The organism is Spongiibacter marinus (assembly GCF_016906995.1).
GTDB classification, from domain to species: Bacteria; Pseudomonadota; Gammaproteobacteria; order Pseudomonadales; family Spongiibacteraceae; genus Spongiibacter; species Spongiibacter marinus.
The window spans coordinates 98,298-118,311 of sequence record NZ_JAFBBD010000003.1 but is presented as its reverse complement, the minus strand read 5'-3'; the positions used below and the strand labels follow the sequence as shown (position 1 = coordinate 118,311).

General features: G+C 56.3%; 17 protein-coding genes and 3 tRNA genes. 19 read left to right on the top strand and 1 reads right to left on the bottom strand.

The genetic code is table 11. The features are described from left to right. Nucleotides 1-62 precede the first annotated feature (62 nt). The 14 genes from HNR64_RS05085 (at nt 63) to HNR64_RS05020 (ending at nt 12,641) form a co-directional block, all read left to right on the top strand. Nucleotides 63-2,384 (top strand): DNA internalization-related competence protein ComEC/Rec2, encoded by a 2,322-nt coding sequence (locus HNR64_RS05085; RefSeq protein ID WP_204995483.1) that lies wholly within the window; start codon nt 63-65, stop codon nt 2,382-2,384. 60 nt (nt 2,385-2,444) lie between these two features. Next, nucleotides 2,445-3,086, top strand: coding sequence for a MotA/TolQ/ExbB proton channel family protein (locus HNR64_RS05080; protein WP_204995481.1), 642 nt, complete (start codon nt 2,445-2,447; stop codon nt 3,084-3,086). Next, complete coding sequence (locus tag HNR64_RS05075; protein WP_204995480.1) at nt 3,083-3,508, top strand: biopolymer transporter ExbD; 426 nt, start codon at nt 3,083-3,085, stop codon at nt 3,506-3,508. The genes HNR64_RS05080 and HNR64_RS05075 overlap by 4 nt, the downstream gene beginning before the upstream one ends. A gap of 13 nt (nt 3,509-3,521) precedes the next feature. Continuing rightward, on the top strand, nt 3,522-5,333 hold the full coding sequence (gene msbA, locus HNR64_RS05070; RefSeq protein ID WP_204995478.1) for a lipid A export permease/ATP-binding protein MsbA: 1,812 nt from the start codon (nt 3,522-3,524) through the stop codon (nt 5,331-5,333). Beyond that, nucleotides 5,323-6,315 (top strand): tetraacyldisaccharide 4'-kinase, encoded by a 993-nt coding sequence (gene lpxK / locus HNR64_RS05065; RefSeq protein ID WP_204995476.1) that lies wholly within the window; start codon nt 5,323-5,325, stop codon nt 6,313-6,315. The genes msbA and lpxK overlap by 11 nt, the downstream gene beginning before the upstream one ends. Before the next feature lie 15 nt (nt 6,316-6,330). Beyond that, on the top strand, nt 6,331-7,098 hold the full coding sequence (gene kdsB, locus HNR64_RS05060; protein WP_204995474.1) for a 3-deoxy-manno-octulosonate cytidylyltransferase: 768 nt from the start codon (nt 6,331-6,333) through the stop codon (nt 7,096-7,098). Next, nucleotides 7,061-7,561, top strand: a complete 501-nt coding sequence (locus HNR64_RS05055; protein ID WP_204995472.1) for a low molecular weight protein-tyrosine-phosphatase — start codon at nt 7,061-7,063, stop codon at nt 7,559-7,561. The genes kdsB and HNR64_RS05055 overlap by 38 nt, the downstream gene beginning before the upstream one ends. Then, the gene (gene murB, locus HNR64_RS05050) at nt 7,561-8,583 is read left to right on the top strand and encodes a UDP-N-acetylmuramate dehydrogenase (protein WP_204995470.1); all 1,023 of its coding nucleotides are present in this window, start codon (nt 7,561-7,563) and stop codon (nt 8,581-8,583) included. The genes HNR64_RS05055 and murB overlap by 1 nt, the downstream gene beginning before the upstream one ends. A 2-nt stretch (nt 8,584-8,585) precedes the next feature. Then, nucleotides 8,586-9,182, top strand: a complete 597-nt coding sequence (locus HNR64_RS05045; protein ID WP_036255406.1) for an alpha-ketoglutarate-dependent dioxygenase AlkB family protein — start codon at nt 8,586-8,588, stop codon at nt 9,180-9,182. Nucleotides 9,183-9,246: 64 nt separating this feature from the next. Beyond that, entirely contained in the window at nt 9,247-9,900 is a 654-nt protein-coding gene (locus HNR64_RS05040; protein ID WP_204995468.1) for a response regulator, read from the top strand. Between the two features lie 9 nt (nt 9,901-9,909). Beyond that, nucleotides 9,910-11,745 (top strand): excinuclease ABC subunit UvrC, encoded by a 1,836-nt coding sequence (uvrC, locus tag HNR64_RS05035; protein ID WP_204995466.1) that lies wholly within the window; start codon nt 9,910-9,912, stop codon nt 11,743-11,745. 42 nt (nt 11,746-11,787) lie between these two features. Continuing rightward, nucleotides 11,788-12,354, top strand: a complete 567-nt coding sequence (gene pgsA, locus HNR64_RS05030) for a CDP-diacylglycerol--glycerol-3-phosphate 3-phosphatidyltransferase (protein ID WP_027872574.1) — start codon at nt 11,788-11,790, stop codon at nt 12,352-12,354. A 106-nt stretch (nt 12,355-12,460) separates the two neighbouring features. Further along, nucleotides 12,461-12,536, top strand: a tRNA-Gly gene (locus HNR64_RS05025). Between the two features lie 31 nt (nt 12,537-12,567). Beyond that, nucleotides 12,568-12,641 (top strand) — tRNA-Cys (locus HNR64_RS05020). A gap of 76 nt (nt 12,642-12,717) precedes the next feature. On the opposite strand, the gene HNR64_RS05015 is transcribed toward HNR64_RS05020, so the two are convergent. Then, nucleotides 12,718-13,302 (bottom strand): hypothetical protein, encoded by a 585-nt coding sequence (locus tag HNR64_RS05015; RefSeq protein WP_027872573.1) that lies wholly within the window; start codon nt 13,300-13,302, stop codon nt 12,718-12,720. Between the two features lie 822 nt (nt 13,303-14,124). Here HNR64_RS05015 and HNR64_RS05010 point away from each other — a divergent pair. The 5 genes from HNR64_RS05010 to HNR64_RS04990 all read left to right on the top strand — a co-directional run bounded on the left by HNR64_RS05010 (nt 14,125) and on the right by HNR64_RS04990 (nt 19,980). Next, on the top strand, nt 14,125-16,443 hold the full coding sequence (locus tag HNR64_RS05010) for a S8 family peptidase (protein WP_204995464.1): 2,319 nt from the start codon (nt 14,125-14,127) through the stop codon (nt 16,441-16,443). A gap of 95 nt (nt 16,444-16,538) precedes the next feature. Beyond that, a tRNA-Leu gene (locus HNR64_RS05005) sits at nt 16,539-16,625 on the top strand. 223 nt (nt 16,626-16,848) lie between these two features. Further along, a complete protein-coding gene (locus tag HNR64_RS05000) occupies nt 16,849-17,586 on the top strand; it encodes a helix-turn-helix domain-containing protein (protein ID WP_204995462.1) in 738 nt (245 codons plus the stop codon). 82 nt (nt 17,587-17,668) lie between these two features. Further along, the gene (locus HNR64_RS04995) at nt 17,669-18,610 is read left to right on the top strand and encodes an alpha/beta fold hydrolase (RefSeq protein ID WP_204995460.1); all 942 of its coding nucleotides are present in this window, start codon (nt 17,669-17,671) and stop codon (nt 18,608-18,610) included. Beyond that, a complete protein-coding gene (locus HNR64_RS04990) occupies nt 18,610-19,980 on the top strand; it encodes a flavin monoamine oxidase family protein (protein WP_204995458.1) in 1,371 nt (456 codons plus the stop codon). The genes HNR64_RS04995 and HNR64_RS04990 overlap by 1 nt, the downstream gene beginning before the upstream one ends. The last annotated feature ends 34 nt before the right edge of the window (nt 19,981-20,014 follow it).

Genomic DNA, 20,014 nt, shown 5'->3' with positions numbered 1-20,014 from the left:
GACAGCCGCTAGCACAGTGCCATGCGGCGGTATTATGCATGTAAGTCGAGAGCGAGACCAGTATGTTGTCATGGATGACATTTGCTGCAGCCGGGCTGGCAGTGCCTCCTTTTCTGCCAGAGGTCATCGACTGGCGCCTGCTCGTCGGCGCTGCGATTGCTGCTGGCCTGATGGTAAAACGGCAGTGGCGCAGCGCAGCGGTAGCGTTTTTCCTCGCTTGCGGCTACAGCGCCCATTATTGCGAGCAGCGTTTCGCTCAGCTTCCCCCGGCAGGAGACATGCCGACAAAGGCGGTTTTCGACGCCCTTATCCTCGGCCCAATTGAGGAACAGAGTGGCTATGGGCGGGTTTACTATCGCTTTGATATTCAGTTGGCCGCCGGGCAGTGTGCCGACGGCTACTGCCCCGCCGGTCGCGCCCGATACCGTGTGAACTATTACGGCGCCCGCCCCCCTCTAGCTGGCACCTGGGCGAGGTTGACGCTGCGCTTGCGACCGCCAACGGGTGCCCGGTCAGTGGGTGCGTTTGACTACGGCCAGTGGCTGATTGCCAACGGCTACGCCGGGCGCGGTTATGCCAAAGCCATTGTGCCAATCGCAGGGACTGAACACGCAGCCAGTATTGGTGTTCGCTATCAGCAAGTGCGTAATCGCTTGTTGAGTCAGCAGCGCGAGGCGCTCGTTGGCCTGTCGCGGCAGGGTATTATGCGGGCGCTGCTCTACGCGGATCGGCGCGATGTCAGCGACGAGGATTGGGCGCTGCTTTCCCGAACCGGCACCAGTCACCTGATGGCCATATCAGGTATGCATATTGGCATTGTTATGGCTTGGGGCTTTGTTCTGGCTCGCCTGCTTGGCGCCGTATTGACACGAGGCGGGCAGGGCAGTGTGTGGCTGGGGCCGACTCTTGGGTTTGCTCTGGCCAGCGCTTATGCCGCAATGGCCGGGTTTACGCTGCCCACTCAGCGGGCATTAATCATGGCCGCCGTGCTATGCGTCGGGCTGCTATTACAGCGGCGCATATCGCCGTGGCAGGGCCTTCAGATTGCGCTGGTATTGGTGCTAATTCGCGACCCACTGGCACTGCACAGCGCTGGGTTTTATCTGTCATTTGTTGCTGTGGGCGTGTTGCTGATGCTGACAATGGGGGTGCAATCGGGCCAGGCCGCGTGGCGCAAACTGCCGCTTCTTCAAGCGCAACTGTTATTCGTATTATTGCCGGTGCTGGCGATTTGGGGTTTCGGCTCAGGCGTTGCGGCATTGCCGGCAAATTTAGTGGCAATTCCGGCGCTCGCGCTGGTCATTATGCCGGTGCTCTTTATCGCGTTATTGGCGGCTTGGCTAGGCTTGCCCGATTTTGGCCTATTTTCTGCCGCGAATTCGTTGCTCAAGTGGCTGTTTAATTATCTTGAACTGCTGTCACAGCTGCCATATTGGCAGCCCGCACTTAGCGTTTTATCGATCCTGTGCCTACTGTTGGCTGCGGGTTTACTGTTGTTGCCCCGCGGCGTACTGGGTCGCCCCTTGGCGGTGATTTTTGCCGGGCTCGGTTTGCTACAAACACCACCATCGCCACCACCCGGCCATGTATGGGTGAGTGTGTTAGATGTGGGTCAGGGCTTGTCGGTGTTGGTTCAACAAGGGCGGCGTGCATTGATCTACGACACCGGGCCGAGCTTCTCGGCGCGCTACAACAGTGTTGATGCGGTGCTACTTCCGCTGCTCCGTCGCCGCGGCATTCACCGGGTCGACCGCTTAGTTCTCAGCCACGGAGATCGCGATCACGCCGGCGCGGCCGACAGGCTGGTGAGCGCGGTGCCGGTGAAGCAGGTACTGTCCGGCGAACCCGAGCGACACCGCGAATTGGCGGCGAAAAACTGTCATCACGCTTCACCTTGGGTGTGGGAGGGTGTGGAATACCGTTTTTTACGCTATTTACCCTCTCGTGACAGCAAGAGCAATAACCGCAGCTGCGTTCTGCTTATTCGCGCTGGCGATCATCGAGTGCTGCTGACCGGCGATATTGAGCGTGGTATTGAAGCAGAGCTGGCGCGGAGTTGGCCCCCAGAGGCTGGGCTAGACATGCTTCTGGCGGCGCACCACGGCAGTAAGAGCTCTTCTTCTAATGTATTTCTTCGTGCTACCCAAGCCGAGCACGTCGTCTTTGCGGCCTCGCGGTTTAACTCCTATGGGCACCCGGCCAAAGACGTTACCGAGCGTTTCCAAAGGCTGGGGAGCCGCTGTTGGCAAACGGGTATCCACGGTAGTGTGCATTTCGAGATGACCAGCAACGGCATGCAACTTTTGCGATATGACGGGAAAAAGCGCTACTTCTGGCAGATTACCCCCAAAGATGTGTGCGCCATACCGGATTCAGGGCCATGATGACTTTTTCATTGTCAGCATCGCTGTATAATGCAGCGACAAAAATAAAGAGGCTGTGCTGTGCTGGAACTCGTCAAAGCTGGTGGCTGGCTAATGCTACCAATCATCCTATCTTCCATTCTCGCCCTGGCAATTTGTGTAGAACGGTTTTTAGCGCTGAACCCCGACAAGGTCGCCCCGCGCAATTTGCTCAATCAGGTGTGGGGCTGGATGCAAAACAAGCAACTGGATAATGAAAAACTTCGCCAACTGCGCAAGGGCTCACCACTTGGTGAAATCATTGCCGCCGGGCTTGGCAACGCCAAACACGGCCGCGATATTATGAAAGAGAGCATCGAAGACGCGGCCTCCCATGTTATTCACGAGCTGGAACGCTACCTCAATGCCCTGGGAACAATTGCTGCTGTTACCCCGCTACTGGGCTTGCTGGGAACCGTGGTCGGCATGATCCGGGTATTCAGCGAGATCATGGTGCAGGGGACCGGAAATGCGGGGGTACTGGCTGGAGGTATTTCCGAGGCACTGATCACCACCGCCTCCGGACTGTGTGTAGCCATTCCCGCGCTGATTATGCACCGGTATTTCTTGCGCCGTATTGATGCCATCGTTGTGACGATGGAGCAAGACACCATCAAGCTCATTAATGCCGTCCACGGCGATGTGCAAATGAAAGAAAATAGCCACTCGGGGCGCTCGGCGTGAAGTTTCGCCGGCAGCGTATCGATGACGGCGGCGTAAACCTGACGCCGCTGATCGACGTGGTATTTCTCCTGTTGATTTTCTTTATGGTGTCTACAACCTTTACTAAGGAAAGTCGTCTACAGCTGGAGTTGCCCACGGCCGAGGGTGAGTCGGTTAGCGATGACACAGACCTGATCGAAATTATCATCAACGCGCAGGGCCGTTTTCAAGTCAATGAACAACCACTGGGTGATGGTGGTCTAGAGGCATTACTTAAGGCTCTGCAGAATGCCTCGGGCGGTGATACGATGCGCCCGGTCACCATTACCGCTGACGCCAACAGCCCCCATCAAGCAGTTGTTACGGCGATGGATGCGGCGGGCCGCCTGGGCTTTGTTAAGCTTAGAATTACCACACAGGAAGCTGATGCCAGCCCAAACTAGGGCGGCTTATATTATGAGCAAAAAACCTTCAGATTTAGCTATTTATGGCCGACTTTTAAAGTACGTTATCCCATTTTGGCCGTTGTTTTTGCTCAGTGTTCTGGGCTTCTCATTCTATTCGGGTGTGCAGGTTTTACTCGCCGATATGATGCAGCTGATCGTCGATTACATCGGCGGAAATGTTAAGCCGGGCGAGGGCGGGGTAACGGCCAAGATGATGTGGGCGCTGGGCGGTGATGACTTCCACCTGGGCTCGGCGCGTACCTGGATCGTGGTGGCGCTGGTGGCACTGGGTGTTGGTCGCGGGCTGGGCTTTTTCGCGGGTAACTATTTTATTGCCGGTATCTCACACCGCTTGGTGCACGTGTTGCGGGTAGAGCTCTATCAAAAAATGCAGTTCATCCCCAGTAGCTATTTCGATCGAAGCTCCACGGGTGCACTGATCTCGAAAATTACCTTTAACGTGGAGCAAGTGACGGGTGCTGCAGTCAACGCCTTGAAGGTGGTACTGCGCGAAGGCACCTTTGCGATTGGGTTGCTGGCCTACCTTCTGTATATGAATTGGCAGCTGACCCTGGTTTTTTTACTTGCCTTGCCAATGATCGGCGTGACCGTGTGGTGGGTGGGCAAGCGCTTTCGCAAGATCAGCCGCAAGATCCAGAACGCAATGGGCGAGGTGAACCAAGTCACCAACGACAGCATTAATGCCTATCGTGAAATTCGCCTTTATGGCGGCAGCGCCCAGGAAGCAAAGCGGTTTCAGGCGGCAAGCGAAAAAAACCGCAATCAAAATATTAAAATGGCGTTTTACAACGCGATTAGTCCAACGGTCATTCAATTTCCGGTGGTGTTGGCGACGGGCCTGTTGATATGGATCGCTCTTGGGCTTACCGGCCAAATGACACCCGGTTCTTTTGTGGCCTACCTGTCCGCGGCGCTCTTTTTGCCCAAACCCATTCGCCAACTGGCCGAAGTGAGCAGCGTGATTCAGAAGGGCTTGGCGGCCGCCGAGAGTATTTTTGAGTTTCTCGATGCCGAACAGGAAAAAGACGAGGGCCGCATCGAGTGTGAACGGGTGCGTGGCGAGATTGACATCCGCCACCTCAATTTTCGCTACGGCCCAGAGCTGCCGAATGTGCTTACCGATATTAACCTGCATGTGGAGCCCGGTACGTCGCTAGCCTTGGTGGGGCTTTCTGGCTCCGGCAAGTCCACCTTGGTCAGCTTGCTGTCGCGTTTTTATCAACACAGCGAAGGTGAGCTGTTGCTCGACGGCGTTGATATTCGCGATTACACCCTGGATAACCTGCGCCACAATATCGCCTTGGTTACCCAACAAGTGACGCTGTTCAACGACACGGTGTACAACAATATTGCCTATGGCAGCATGGCATCGTCCAGCCGTGAAGAGGTGCTTCGCGCGGTTGAGGCGGCCCACGCCAGCGACTTTATCAATAGTTTGCCTGAGGGAATCGATACCGTCATCGGTGAGGACGGCGTCATGTTATCCGGCGGCCAGCGTCAGCGTTTGGCCATTGCCCGGGCATTTTTGAAAAATGCGCCGCTGCTGATACTCGACGAGGCAACGTCGGCGCTCGATAACCAGGCGGAATCCCATATTCAAAAGGCGATGGAAGAGGTCATGAAAGGCCGCACGACCATCGTGATTGCCCACCGACTCAGCACTATTGAGAGTGCCGACCAAATCGTGGTGATGGAGGAGGGGCGCATTCTGGAGCGGGGCAGCCACGCTGACTTGTTGGCCTTGGGGCAACGCTACGCTCAGTTGTATAACCGCAATTTTGAGGAAGATAGTGAAGCTTGAGCAATGGCTGAATGCGCGTTGGTACGGGCGGCCGGGAGTGCTGTATGCATTCTGGCCTCTGGAGTGCCTGTTTCGCGCATTGGCCGCATTGCGACGGCGCAATACCCGCCCACAGCGCTGTTCGGCGCCGGTTATTGTGGTCGGCAATATCGCTGTCGGTGGCAGTGGTAAAACCCCCGCTGTTTTAGCGATCGCCCAGCACCTCCAGCAGCGCGGTTGGCGCCCCGGAATCGTCAGCCGCGGTTATGGTGGTAAGGCTGCGCAGTATCCCTTATTCGTCACCAATGCCACACTGCCCTCGGAAGCGGGCGATGAACCCTGCCTGATGGCGCGGCGCAGCGGCCTGCCGGTTGCGGTAGCGCCAGACAGGGTCGCCGCTGCAAATTTGTTAGTGGACGAGCACGCTTGCAACGTCATTATCAGCGACGATGGTCTGCAGCATTATCGCCTCTACAGGGATGTTGAAATTCTGCTTGTTGACGCAGCGCGCGGCTTTGGCAATGGCCACTGCCTGCCGCTTGGGCCGCTGCGGGAACCGCCGCGGCGCAGTGAAGAAGTGGATCTGGTGATCAGCAACGGCCGCGTTGAAAGCGATGTTCTTGCGGCGTTATCCGGCTATGAAATGCGCCTGAAGGGCGACACCTTGATCAATGTTCATTCGGGCGAGCGATGCGCGGCAGCAGACTGGCCCGAGAATGCCCGTCGGGTGAATGCAATTGCGGGTATTGGCCATCCACCACGCTTTTTTGCTGCATTGACTGCGCTGGGCTTTGACTGTCGGGGGCAGGCTTTTCCCGACCACTACGAATATCGACCCGAAGACCTGCAGCAGGACTCGTCATTACCACTGGTGATGACGGAGAAAGATGCGGTTAAATGCGCACAGATCAGTCCGGCGGATAGCTGGATGCTTCCTGTTGATGCCGTGTTGCCCGACACGTTTTTTGAATCGCTTGATCAGTTACTCGACCGAGTTGCCTAAACGCCAGAGGTTTCCATGTCTTACACCGTTATTATTCCAGCCCGTTACGCCTCGAGCCGTCTGCCGGGGAAACCGCTGATGGACATCGCGGGCATGCCGATGATTCAGCATGTATGGCTGCGCGCCTCACAGAGCGGCGCCGAACGAGTGGTGATTGCAACCGAAGATGAACGCGTGGCCCGCCGCTGTGAAGCGTTTGGGGCGCAAGTTTGCATGACCAGTGCTGAGCACGAGAGTGGCACTGACCGCTTGCAAGAGGTGGTTGCCAAATTGGGGCTTGCCGATGACGATATCGTGGTCAATGTCCAAGGTGACGAGCCCCTGCTGCCCGCACCGGCAATAGAGCAAGTGGCGCAAAACCTCGCGGCCAATACTCAGGCCGGCATTGCAACACTGAAAGAGCCGATTAACGATGCCGCGACGGTCTTCAATCCCAATGCGGTAAAAGTGGTGAGCGATCGCCAGGGTTTAGCACTGTACTTTAGCCGCGCCCCCATCCCGTATTGCCGCGACCAATGGTCCGATGGCCAGGGGGTGCTGCCTGAGGGCGTTGAATACTGGCGGCATATTGGTATCTACGCCTACCGCGTCGGCTTTCTGCACCAGTTTGTTAGCTGGCCCGCGGGCGAGCTGGAGAGTTGTGAGCGCCTGGAACAGCTTCGGGCCATGGAGAACGGCGTGCGCATACATGTGGCGCAGAGCTGTGTCGATATTCCCGGCGGTGTAGACACCGAAGAAGACCTCAATGCGGTACGCGCCATTTTGGAGTCAGGCCGTGGTTAAGCGGGTGTTATTTGTCTGTCTGGGAAACATATGCCGCTCGCCGACGGCGCACGGCGTATTTTTGCACAAGGTGATTGATGCCGGTTTGCAGGCGCAGATCGAGATAGACTCGGCGGGCACCGCGGCTTGGCATACCGGTAAGTCGCCAGATGAGCGCAGCCAAGCCTTCGCCGCGCGGCGCGGCTACGATTTATCGGCCCTGCGTGCCCGACAGGTGTGTGAAGCCGACTTTTATCGCTTTGACTATATATTGGCGATGGACCGCGCCAATATGGATTCCTTGGCAGAGATCGCGCCGAATGATGCCAGCGCGACAGTCTCCTTATTGCTGAACTTTGGCAGCAGCACGATTGAAGAGGTTCCCGACCCATACTACGGCGGCGATGACGGCTTTAACGCCGTGTTAGATCTTGTCGAGGACGCATCAGAGGGGCTGCTACAGGCTCTGCAGCGAGAACATTAATGTTGGAAATCGCAAAAAACGTCTCACTGCTCAATCACAATACCCTTGGCGTAGCGGCGCAGGCATACGCCTACAGCGCGATCGACAGCGACGGCGACTTGCGCGACGCCCTGCAGTACGCCGAGCAGCACGGCCTGCCAAGTCTCGTACTGGGTGGCGGTAGCAATATAGTATTGAGTGATGACTACCCCGGTTTAGTGATACACATGCGCCAGCGCGGTATCAGCGCAAGTCCCATTGAGGGCGGCGTGGCGCTGCGGGTTACCGCGGGCGAAAACTGGGATGCCTTGCTGCGGTATTGTCTGGATCAAGGGTGGTATGGGCTCGAAAACCTGATAGCCATTCCTGGGTCCGTGGGGGCCGCACCGGTGCAAAATATAGGCGCATACGGGGTGGAGCTGTCTCAGTGCCTGGCCTGGGTAGAGGGCTGGGATCGGCAGCTCGGCGAGCGCCGGCGCCTGTCGGCAGAGCAGTGCCAGCTGGCCTATCGGGACAGTATTTTTAAGGGCGCGTTGCGCGATCAATTCATCATTACTGAAGTCGGGCTACATCTGCGCCATCGCGCCCACGCCAATACCGATTATCCTGCGCTGCGGCAATTCCTTGTCGAGCACGGCGAATCACCCGAGGAGGTTCACCCTCGTATCGTTGCGCAAGCCGTTGCCGCTATCCGTGCTGCTAAGCTTCCCGATGTGCACGCTGAGCCGAATGCCGGCAGTTTTTTCAAAAATCCGCTGGTCAGTGCTGATGTCGCCAAGCAATTACTTATCGATTTTCCGGAAATGGCGCACTGGCCGATGCCCGATGGGCAGGTGAAGCTGGCCGCTGCCTGGTTAGTGGACCAGTGCGGCTGGAAAGGGCGCCGCCTTGGCCCGGTCGGCGTGCATCCTAAGCAGGCGATTGTGCTGGTGAATTACCAGCAGGGCAGGGGCGAGGATATTCTTGCCCTCGCCGATGCCATTATTGGCGATGTCGCCCAGCGCTTTGGTGTGCAGTTGGCCATCGAACCGCGGGTCTACTGACGATGGCGACCGGCCAGCGGGAGATACAACTTCCCGGCGGTGCGTTAATTTATCAGGCGGATTTTGTACCGGCGCCGGATCAGTTGTTCCAGCAGTTGCGTGATCACGTTATGTGGCAGCAGCCGATGCTGCAGGTTTTCGGGCGTTGGTCTCCTACGCCGCGCCTGGTGAGCTTTGTCGGCGACGATGGGCTGAGCTATCGCTACAGTGGTCAGCAGCACGACAGTATGCCGTGGCCAGATGCTCTGTTACCGCTAAAAGCCGAACTGGCTGATAAATACGGCCTGTTATTCAACTGTGCATTATTAAATTACTACCGCGATGGCAAGGACTGCATGGGTTGGCACAGTGATAATGAGCGTGAGCTGGGGCCATCGCCGGCCATCGCTTCGGTCAGCGTGGGGGAGTGTCGGGATTTTCGGCTTCGGCCCTCGCCCAAGGGGTGTGCGGCGGGCCGTCCGCCCATGAGTATCGCACTGGAGCACGGTTCGCTGCTGCTGATGCTGCCGCCGACCCAATCCCACTGGCAGCATAGCCTCCCCAAGCGAGCAAAACGCGGTCCACGCATAAATATCACGTTTCGTCAGCTGATTCGCTGAGCTCCCTGTAGCCTGAATATATCCCTAAATGGTATCGTTTGCGTCTTACACAGGGAGTAACACTATGATCACAGTGCTGGTTGCAGATGACCACGCCATGGTGCGGACGGGCATAGCAAGGATGCTAGACGACGCGGACGATATCAGTGTCATTGGCGAGGCGGCAAATGGCGAAGAGGCCATTCAACGTTGCCGCGAACTTCGGCCTGATATCGTGCTGATGGATATACGAATGCCGGGCATGAGTGGCCTTGAAGCCACCCGAAAACTTCAGCAGGTTGCGCCGGATACCCGGATTATCGCCGTCAGCGCCTGCGAACAGGAGCCGATGCCTAGCCGCTTATTGAAAGCCGGCGCCTGGGCCTACCTGACGAAGGGTGGTGACGACAGCGGACAAGAGGTGCTGACCGCCGTGCGCCAAGTGGCCAGCGGCAAGCGCTATTTAAGCCCCAGTATTGCCCAGGCCCTGGCGCTGAGGGGTTATGACGAGCAGTCGGCGTCGCCCTTTGACAGCCTGTCTGAGCGAGAAATTCAGATCAGTATCATGATAGGCAATGGCTTACGCGTGCAGGATATTGCCGATACCTTGCATATTCAGGCGAAAACCGTGAACAGTTACCGCTATCGCATCTTTGAAAAGCTTGATGTCAATGGTGATGTGGCACTGACGCTACTGGCCATTCGCCACGGCCTCATCGAGGCTCCAAGCAGTAGTTGATAGGACAATATGGCGTCTTCGCAGAGTTTTGACCACCAGCGCTTTTTAAAGACGGTCACCCAAAAAGCGGGTGTCTATGTGATGCTCAGCGAAGCGGCCGATATTCTCTATGTCGGTAAAGCCAAAAATCTGCGAAACCGGCTGAGTAGCTATTTCCGCAGCGCCGGGCTGACCAATAAAACGATGGCGTTGGTGGCGCGCATTCATCAAATTGAAGTGACGGTTACCAGCACAGAGCGAGAAGCTCTGCTGTTGGAGCAAAACCTCATCAAGCAGTACCGGCCGCCCTATAACATCCTGCTGCGTGACGATAAATCCTACCCCTATATCTACCTGAGCAGCGATCATCGTCATCCTCGCCTGAGTCTGCACCGCGGCAGCAAACGCGCCAAGGGCACGTATTTTGGCCCTTACCCAAGTGCCGGCGCGGTGCGAGAGAGCCTGAGCTGGCTGCAAAAAGTCTTTAAAGTCCGCCAGTGTGAGGACAGCTACTACCGCAATCGCAGTCGGCCTTGCTTGCAATATCAAATTGGTCGCTGTACTGCGCCCTGCGTCGGCAAAATTTCCGATGACGAGTATCGGCGCGACGTCGCCTACACAGAAATGTTCCTCAGCGGGAAAAGTGCCGATTTGCAGGCCTCACTGGCCGATGAAATGGAGCGCAGTGCCGAGGCCCTGGAGTTTGAAAAAGCGGCGGAGCTGCGCGACCGCATCGGTTATCTGCAGCAAGTTCAAGCCAGCCAATGTATTGAGGGAGAAACCGGCGACCTGGATATCGTGGCCGGTGTTATCAACGCGGGTCTGTGTTGCATACAACTACTATCGGTCCGCGGTGGGCGGGTGCTTGGCAGTCGCAGTTATTTTCCCAAAAGCGCATTGGAGGAGGGCGTCCAAGATCACGTGGAAGCGTTTATCGCTCAGCACTACCTGACGGGTAGCGGCGCAATGGATTTGCCGAAGGAGCTGGTAGTCAATATCGAGCTCAACGATGCCCCGTTGCTGGCCAGCAGTTTAAGTGAGCAAGCAGGGCGCAGTGTTTCCATCGCGCACCGGGTGCGTAGCCAGCGCGCCAAATGGTTGCAGCTGGCAATTACCGCCGCCGAGCAGAACCTGCAGAATCGCTTGGCGGCAACAGAGAGTATGGCTGGCCGCTATCGAGCCCTGCAGGAGCTGCTTGATTTGGACGCGCCGCCGTCGCGACTGGAGTGTTTTGATATTAGTCACAGCAGTGGTGAGGCAACGGTCGCCTCCTGCGTCGTGTTTGACGATAACGGACCACTGAAGTCGGATTACCGCCGGATGAATATCGAGGGTATTACCGGGGGGGATGATTACGCGGCTATGAACCAGGCGCTGAGTCGCCGCTACAAACGTATCGCCAGCGGCGAAGTCCCCAAACCCGACATCCTGTTCATCGATGGCGGTAAAGGACAGTTGAACCAGGCGCTTACGGTTTTGCATGAGCTCGGCATTCGCGACCTGCTGACCGTGGGCGTTGCCAAGGGCTCCGATCGCCGCGCGGGATTAGAAGTGCTGATTCGCGGCGATAATGGTCGCGAACTCAGCTTGCCAGACAACAGTCCCGCGCTGCATCTTATTCAGCATATCCGCGATGAATCACACCGGTTTGCGATTGGTGGGCACAAAGCCCGTCGCGACAAGGCGCGTCGACAGTCGGGCCTGGAGGCGATTCCCGGCGTGGGCGCCAAGCGTCGCAGAGAGCTGCTGCGCCATTTTGGCGGTTTACAAGCGGTACGCCAGGCGAGTATTGCCGACCTGTGTCGCGTGTCGGGTATTAGCGAAAAAATTGCCCGTGATATCTATGAAGGACTGCGTAGCGCCTAGAAAAAGCCTAAAATAGCGCCAATTCAAAGAAATGAGAGCCCCATGAATATACCCAACGCCTTGACGCTATTCCGGATTGGATTGATTCCCGTGTTTGTAATCCTGTTCTATCTGGACTTTCCCGGTAGTTACATCGCAACGGCCGCGGTATTTGCGATAGCCGGCATGACCGACTGGCTCGACGGTTACCTTGCCCGCAAGCTTGAGCAGTCCACCCCGCTGGGCGCGTTTCTAGACCCCGTGGCCGATAAGCTTATGGTCGCCGTTGCCTTGGCGCTGTTGATAGAGCGCTACAACACCCTCTGGTTTACCGTGCCTGCCATCGTCATCATTGGTCGCGAAATTGTAATTTCCGCTCTGCGTGAGTGGATGGCGGAATTGGGCAAGCGCACCAGCGTGGCCGTTTCTTACTTAGGTAAAGTTAAAACGACGGCGCAAATCGTCGCGATTATCGGCCTGCTGATGATGCCGCCCGTGGAGGGCAGTTTGTGGTACCAAGCAAATATGCTGTGCTTGTATGTTGCGGCGGTATTAACCCTGTGGTCAATGTTGATCTATCTTCATGCGGCGTGGCCTGATTTGCGCGGCAAAGCGGAAGAAAACAGATAAAACTGCGATAAATCAGCAACTTTCCTTGACAGCAAGCGGCGAGAAGCTAGAATAGGCGCCTTCTTGAGTTGCCGCCCTGTTGGGTTCTTGTCTGGCATCTCAAAGTGCGGGAATAGCTCAGTTGGTAGAGCGCAACCTTGCCAAGGTTGAGGTCGCCGGTTCGAACCCGGTTTCCCGCTCCAATACTTGTAACCAGTCGGTTGGAGTATTAAAGGCGCGGTGGCAGAGTGGTTATGCAGCGGACTGCAACTCCGTGTACGCCGGTTCGATTCCGACCCGCGCCTCCATTTTTCTCCAGACATAAAAAAACGGCTGAATAATCAGCCGTTTTGTAGTGTTTCTTTACGTTTTCTTTATCTGAAATCAGGCAATGCCGACATGGCGGGTAGTGTCGTAATGACCCCGGTGCGCCTGGCTAAAGTGTTCCCAACTCATTGGCATTTTTTGGCGCCAGCGGCCGGGTAGGTTGCTCAGCGGCACCGCAATACCGTCGCTGTCACGCCAGAACAGCCAGTCACAGTGTAAATGCGGTGTCAGGCGGCTGGCAATCTGCGCGGCCGCGGGGCTTAGCTTGACGCCACGCAAGTCACTGCGTTTCATGGTAATGGCTTCGAGTAGCGACAGGTTTTCGCTCAAGGCAAACAAGATGGCAGCTCGCTCACCCCGCTCAAAGCGCGAGATCATATACCCCGTTTCTGACACATTGCTTAATGGGTCTGGCAGCAAGCTGTTAGCGGTTGCAATCCAACCGTTTTGCTCCGCTTGCTCGGCGGAAATTTGTAAACGGTGGAAAGCGTCGTGCCTAGCGCTTGCACCGTCCATTAGCTCAATGCGGTTAAGGGCTTCCGCAACATCCTTAAGAGCGACTTCCTCCAGTCGTAGGTCATAAAAGCATGTTTGTTTAAAACAGCTTAGGTCCACAAAGCAATTCAGGTCTGAAAATCGCATGGTTTATCCGCCTCTGTGCTCTAACGGTTTTATTATGTCTCTGGTCTGGCGTAGGAACAAATCCAGATACGTATTTTTCCCTATTGTTACAGAAAAACGTGCAGTGTGTCTCCTTTTCTAATGGTATTGCTGCGGCTATTTTGCTGCGAAATGACGCGAAAACCCCTAACTTAACTAGTGTTAAACCATGTATCTGCAGAAAAGTGTGCAGTAGTCTTTGGCCTTTATGCCAGCCCGTGCAGACATAGCGCCGAGGCGCTGAACACTGCGTGAATCCCTTACAGTTCCTCGACCGTCTTCGCTTTATCCTTTTCCTCGTGTTTGTGTCATACCCAGTGTGAGGGATCGGTGTTGGGGAAGCTGCGCGTAATACATTGGCTGCTTTGCGCGATTACGCTATCCAGCGCGTTGTTATTAGCGTGCTCCGAAAGCCCGGAACATAAGCTCTCAGCGGGCGACGCACAATGGCGAGCGGACAGGTTTTATGGGCCGCGATTACGAGAATATATAGAACGGGGCAGGGCGGAGGTTTTGTTTAATTCAGAACAGCGTTTTCTGCTGCATTACCGCGCGGGAAGTCTGGCCGACTAACTTGAGCGCTTAAAACTCCACGACTACGCTGTGGAGAAGACGAATGCGACCTTTCTGCAGATTACACTGCGCCTGAACAGTGAAGAGAAGCTACATCAACTGCAACAAATCGATGCAATAACGGCGGTATCTCTCGCGCCAATGCAATCCTCAATTTCTAAATGAGACCCTGATATGACCCTAGCCCCAGCAAAAATCGGATGTGCGATCGCGGGAATACTGAGCCTGGGCATGAGCTCAGTAACATTGAGTCAGGGGGCAGACACTGCCATTAGCGAGCGATTGGGCAGCCATTTGCGGGATATGCGCGCAGGCGTCGGCCAACAAGACAGCGCCGGGCTAACGCGCTTGATGCGCAGTAGCATGGAGCAAGCGCGCTTGTTCATCACGTTGCGCATCAACCCGGAGAATGTCACGGACGAGGCTTTGCGCCGCGAAATACACAGCCTGGCGGGCGTTGATCTGCGCTATCTGAGCAACGATAGGCGCTGGGCGCGCATCAGTATTTCCAACCTGGATGTGCTCGATCAGCTTAGTCAGCAGCCGTGGCTGAGTGAAGCAAGTTTTGCCCCGCCGGCCATTCTTCGCCGTGGTGAAGCCCGAAGCCGAGCAGGCGTTGCGCTGCGTAGCGAGCAACTGGCGGCGAGCTATACCGTTGATGGCAGCGGTCAAGCGATTGGTATTATCTCAGACAGTTTCTCGCACACCAGTAATGTCCGTGACGCCAATACCACGCCCGCGGTGGGCCAGACGGGCACGTTAATGGGCAGTCGGCCGCAAGACAGTGGCGATTTGCCGCAATCCGTGCGCATCCTCGCCGATGGCAGCCGAGACGAAAGTGGGAATTTCGACGGTACGGATGAAGGCGCCGCTATGGCCGAGCTGGTGTACGACATCGCTCCCGGCGCCGATATTCTATTCCACACCGCGGGGGGCAATCGCCGCGAATTCGCCGATGCAATCAGCAACCTTTGCAATGGTGGCGCCAGCATTGTCGTCGACGATATTCTATTTCTAACCGAATCCAGTTATCAGGACGATTTACCGGCGATTGCGGCCAGTAATTGTGTCGCCAAAGGCATTCCCTATGTCAGTGCGGTCGGTAATGACGGCGACCAAGGGCATCGCTTTGTCTATCGCGACAGCAACCGCTTGGTTGATGAAGAGGCCGGCAATCGCAACGCGCCGACGGGCAGCGATCTTCACAATTGGTCGCAGAGCGGCACTGACCACTTTATGGCGGTCACCCTGCCAGCCCGAGCGTCCACGTTTGTATTGCTTAACTGGAATCAACCCAGTGCCAGCGTAAACCCAAGCAATGGCGCGCAAGTTGACTTAGACCTCTACGCGACAACCCGCGCCGATATCAGTGCTCTCACCACCACTAACGCAAGCTTCTATGCGCGCGGCGCCAATACACAGGGCACCACCAATAACCCGCGTGGCGACGCCGTCGAGTTTTTATTGCTTGAAACCGGCAGCACTGCCCAGACATTTTACCTGGCCGTTGAACACTATGCCGGCAGCCAGGGAGACATCCCGCAACAGAGGGGGGTGCCCTTGGAGTTCCGGCTGCTATTTTCCGGTACATCGCCTGACTCTGTTGAATACGACTACAACGGCCCCAGTACGTGGGGGCACGCGCTTACCGCGGGCATAGCAGCCGTGGCGGCCGTGCCGTGGTGGGAATCACCAGAGTTTGCACCCAGCCGTTACACCACACCGGATATCGACCCCGAGCCATTCACCTCTCGCGGTGGCAGCCAAACCATCCAATTCGATTCCCAGGGTAACTACCAAGCCAGCAATCGCAACCCGCCTGCCTTCGCCGGCGTCGATGGCAATAACACAACCTTCCTGGGCTCGCCCTCCAGCAGTGCAGCCCCCGAAGATGGCGAGCCCGACGGCTTTCCCAATTTCTTTGGCACCTCAGCCGCGGCCCCCAATGTTGCTGCGGTTTTTGCGCTGATGTTGGAAGCATTTCCGGCCGCAACGCCCGCGCAATTAATCAGTGCCGCGCGCGATAGCGCCATTGATGTCACCGGATTTCGCGCCGCATCGGGCAACGACGATGTAACCGGCCCGGGCTTACTAAACGCCAGCGCAGCGGCGGATCTTTTAGCGCAGCGTGTTGGCGACGATGACAATACCGACGACACTCCGCCGCAGGATAATGACGGCGGCAATACCGGTGGCGGCAGCGGAGGTAGTGTCGGTGGCAGCTCCGGCGGAGGCGGTGGTGGGTGTTTTATCGCCACGGCTGCCTACGGTAGCTTTATTGCCGAAGATGTTGAGCTGCTGCGGGACTTCAGAGACCGCGTGCTGTTGCAGTTTGGTCTTGGCAGACAATTTGTCGCCTTTTACTACCAGCACTCGCCAAAACTCGCCAACGCCATTGCCGAGCGAGAATGGGCAAAATCGGTGGTTCGTGCTGGCCTGTACCCAATGGTACTTTCTATTCGTTATCCGCTGAGCAGCGCGGCAGGCTTACTGCTGATGCTGCTCGCGTTGCACATCCGACGTCAAAAAAAAGCGCTGATTCAAGTGTAGAACAGCGCTAAGGCATTGTTTTTGAGGGGGGTAGGCAGTAGAATCTGCCGCCTCTACAAAAACCGCGATGGCTGCAATAGCCTCGTCGGCGTTTTGCCCGGATGGTGAAATTGGTAGACACAAGAGACTTAAAATCTCTCGACCTCACGGTCGTGCCGGTTCGATTCCGGCTCCGGGCACCAATACCTCTCAAGCAGATAGTGTATCTTCTTTGATCGAGCTTGGTTTACTGACCTTAATAGTGCCTTTATTGGGACGCGTAGATGATCAACGGTGACTGTTTCTAAAACAACACGTCGTATTCCTAGGTCATCACACTTCTCGTTGTTTGCCTCCCGACCTATTTTTCTGTGGAAATGCCGTTAAGATGCCCTTCAATACAAAAATACTGTCGAGGCAGGCTAGTTGACGAGTAGAGACTGGGGTGGCGATATTGTTGTGTCCCAAGGGGTGGCAATTTACCGCGGTCGCGTCGGCGATAATCGTTTGCATAGCCACTGGGCATCGCAGTTAACCATAGCGCTGGATTCTGAGCTCATTTTTGAAACGCGCGCGGGTCGGCGCAGTGCCGGGGCGGTGTATTTCCCCTCAAAGACTGAGCATCGCCTTGAGTCGGGCTTTGTCTGTTCGATCTATCTTGATCCATTGGCAGCGCCGCTTCCCGATAGCGTCGATTTTAAGCTGGTTGATGGCTGGGCGACGTTGCCATTGGATACCTTACCGGAGTGGTTATCGGGCATTGACCGAGAGACAGATTTACGGGCGCTCGTAGATTCGGGGAACTTGCTCAGGCCACGTCAGACGATGGATCCGCGATTTGCTTTAGTAGCCGAGGAAATCAGCCAGCAGCTGGCGTTGGGACGGGATATCAGTCGAGATGCCCTGGCGGCGGTCGCGGGTTTATCTCCTAGTCGTTTTTCGCATTGGTTTGTTGAGTGTTCTGGTGTGCCACTGCGGAGCTACAAAAAATGGCTCAAGTTGAGGCTGGCGGTGGATGCGGTGTTGGCGGGTCAGCCTCCGATGGAGGCGGCAATGCAGGCCGGTTTTAGCGACCTGGCGCATATGAGCCGTGCGTTTTCAGCGTCTTTTGGCTTCACCTATTCCGATGCGATGCGCGCGATGGCGCAATCAACCTTGGTATAGCTGTTTCGTTCAATACCTCTGCCAACTCACAGAGTAGACTGGGTCTTTTAGAATAATCCGCGGCTGTTAGGGGAGTGCTGGCATGAAGGTCAGAGAGGGTTTCGTTGAGTCGCATGGCCATCGCCTCGCTTATTTGGCGGTCAATGAACACTTGGCGAGCGATGATCAGCCGACGATTATCTTTATTCATGGAGTGCTGGCCTCAGTCAACTTTTGGCGAGACTGTGTGCCGGCCAGCTTCCGTGAACAGCGCGCGTGGTATGCCTTAAGTTTGCCCGCCCATCACCCCTCTACCGTTTCGGAAAACTTTGCTTCTGAAAACCTGGATGAGCAGTGGTTTTACGACATTACTCACGGTGCAATTACCGCATTGCTAGGTAGCCGAAAGGTAATTGTTATCGGGCATTCCACTGGCGGTTTCTGCGCGTTAAATCTGGCGATCCGTCGTGCGCCGAATGTGATTGGTATTGTAAGTATTGCTGGCTTTCACAGCGGCAACTGGGGCGGAGTGGAAGGTTTGCTCGTTAAGCTGGCGGCTGCGGGAAGCTGGGCGAGAAGCCTGTTTGCGTTCAATATCTGGTTGGCCAAAAAAAGCGCATTCGTTCAGCGCTTGTTTGCCAGTTTGCTGGCCTACGACCGTCAGACTTACCTGGCAAGCCTATTGAGTCAGAAGATGATCGACAATATTCGGGCTAATGTTCGCAGCCAAGACTCCTCGGCACTGTTTTATTTATTCCGAGGTATCAACCGTCTGGAGATTGCTGAACAGCTGAGTGACATTTCCATACCGTGCCATCTGCTTGCCGGCACTCACGACCCTGTTGTTCCAGCCGAGCAATCCCTGTTGTTGGCGGGAGCGATTAAACGGGTCAAAACGGTGGTGTTCCAAGAGGTTGGTCATATGCCGTTTATGGAAGCTACCGAGGTCTGCATGACCGCCATCGAGGGGGCTGTTAACGACGTTGCATCGCAGTATAGCCGTTATAGCATCGAGACTGATGCTCAGCTTGAAGGAGAGCGCTGATGATCGCTACGGGTGCCGACAATGTCATTGTCATCGGAGCGGGTTTTTCCGGGCTGGCCGCGGCTGATGCACTTAATTCAGCGGGCCTGGCGGTAACCATTGTGGAAGCGCGTGACCGCGTTGGTGGACGAGCGCGCACGCAGCAACAGGAAAATGGTATTTGGCTGGATTACGGCGGTCAATGGCTGGGGCCCGGGCAAGACGAGATGTATGCGCTGGCAAAGCGCTTGGGCCATAGCACCTGGCCGATGTATACCGCTGGCAAGCACCGCACCTTGTTTTCCGGGCGGCTCGGCTCATATCGCGGCAGCATTCCCCTTAACTTGCCACTGCGCGCACTCTCTAGCTTAGGCTATGCCTACTTACGCTTGCTGCGCCTGATGCGAAAGGTCGACAGAAATAGCCCCTGGCTGTCGCCGAGGGCGCAGGAGCTGGATAGCCAAAGTGTGGGGGAGTGGATGCGCAAACATGTGCGTCACCCCGATGCCTTCAGTGTTTTTCGTATTGCTGTCGAAAGTATCTTCGCGGCTCACCCGGACGATATCAGCCTGCTGCATGCGCTGTTCTATTTTCGCAGTGGTGGGGGCTTTTTCTCCTTGGTGGAATCCGAGGGTGGTGCGCAGCAAGACCGTCTGCAGAGAGGCGTGCAACCCTTGGCCGAGGCCTATGCTAAGCACCTGCAGCAGCGCGGAGTGCAGATTTTCCTGAATGCTCCTGTGCGCAGCGTCGAGCAGACGGGCAGCGCGGTAATAGTGAAAAGCGATACCCGCGAGTGGCAGGCAGCGGCAGCAGTATGCGCCGCGCCGCCAATTCTCGCGCATGACATTGTATTTACGCCGCCCTTGCCGCAGGCAAAGAAAGCGCTGCTTAACAATCTACAACCGGGCTGCGCCATTAAGTGTTTCGCTATTTATGAAACGCCATTCTGGCGCAAACAGGGTTGGTCTGGCTCGGCGGTTTCGGATGTGCCCCCGGTACATGTGTGTTTTGACGTAACGCCTCCCGACGAAACGCGCGGCATTCTTATGGGCTTTATCGAGGGGCGCGAAGGCGTCAAATACACCGAGTTGGGTGAATCGGCGCGCCGCAACGCCTTCTTGGCAGGGCTGGCAAATTGGTTTGGCGATGAGGCAGCAACCCCGCTGGATTACTACGACCACAGTTGGCGAAATGATGACTGGGCGCGTGGTTGTTACGCCGGAGTTGCTGGCCCGGGCCACTGGACGTCCGTTGGGCATAGCATTCGTGCGCCGCACGAGCGGGTGTTTTGGGCGGGAACGGAAACGGCGACGCAGTGGAATGGTTATTTCGAAGGGGCGGTGCGCGCGGGGAAGCGCGCCGCTTCTCAAGTGATCGAGACTTTGTCTTAAAACGGCAGGTGATTCTCTGAGGGTATGGGTGAAA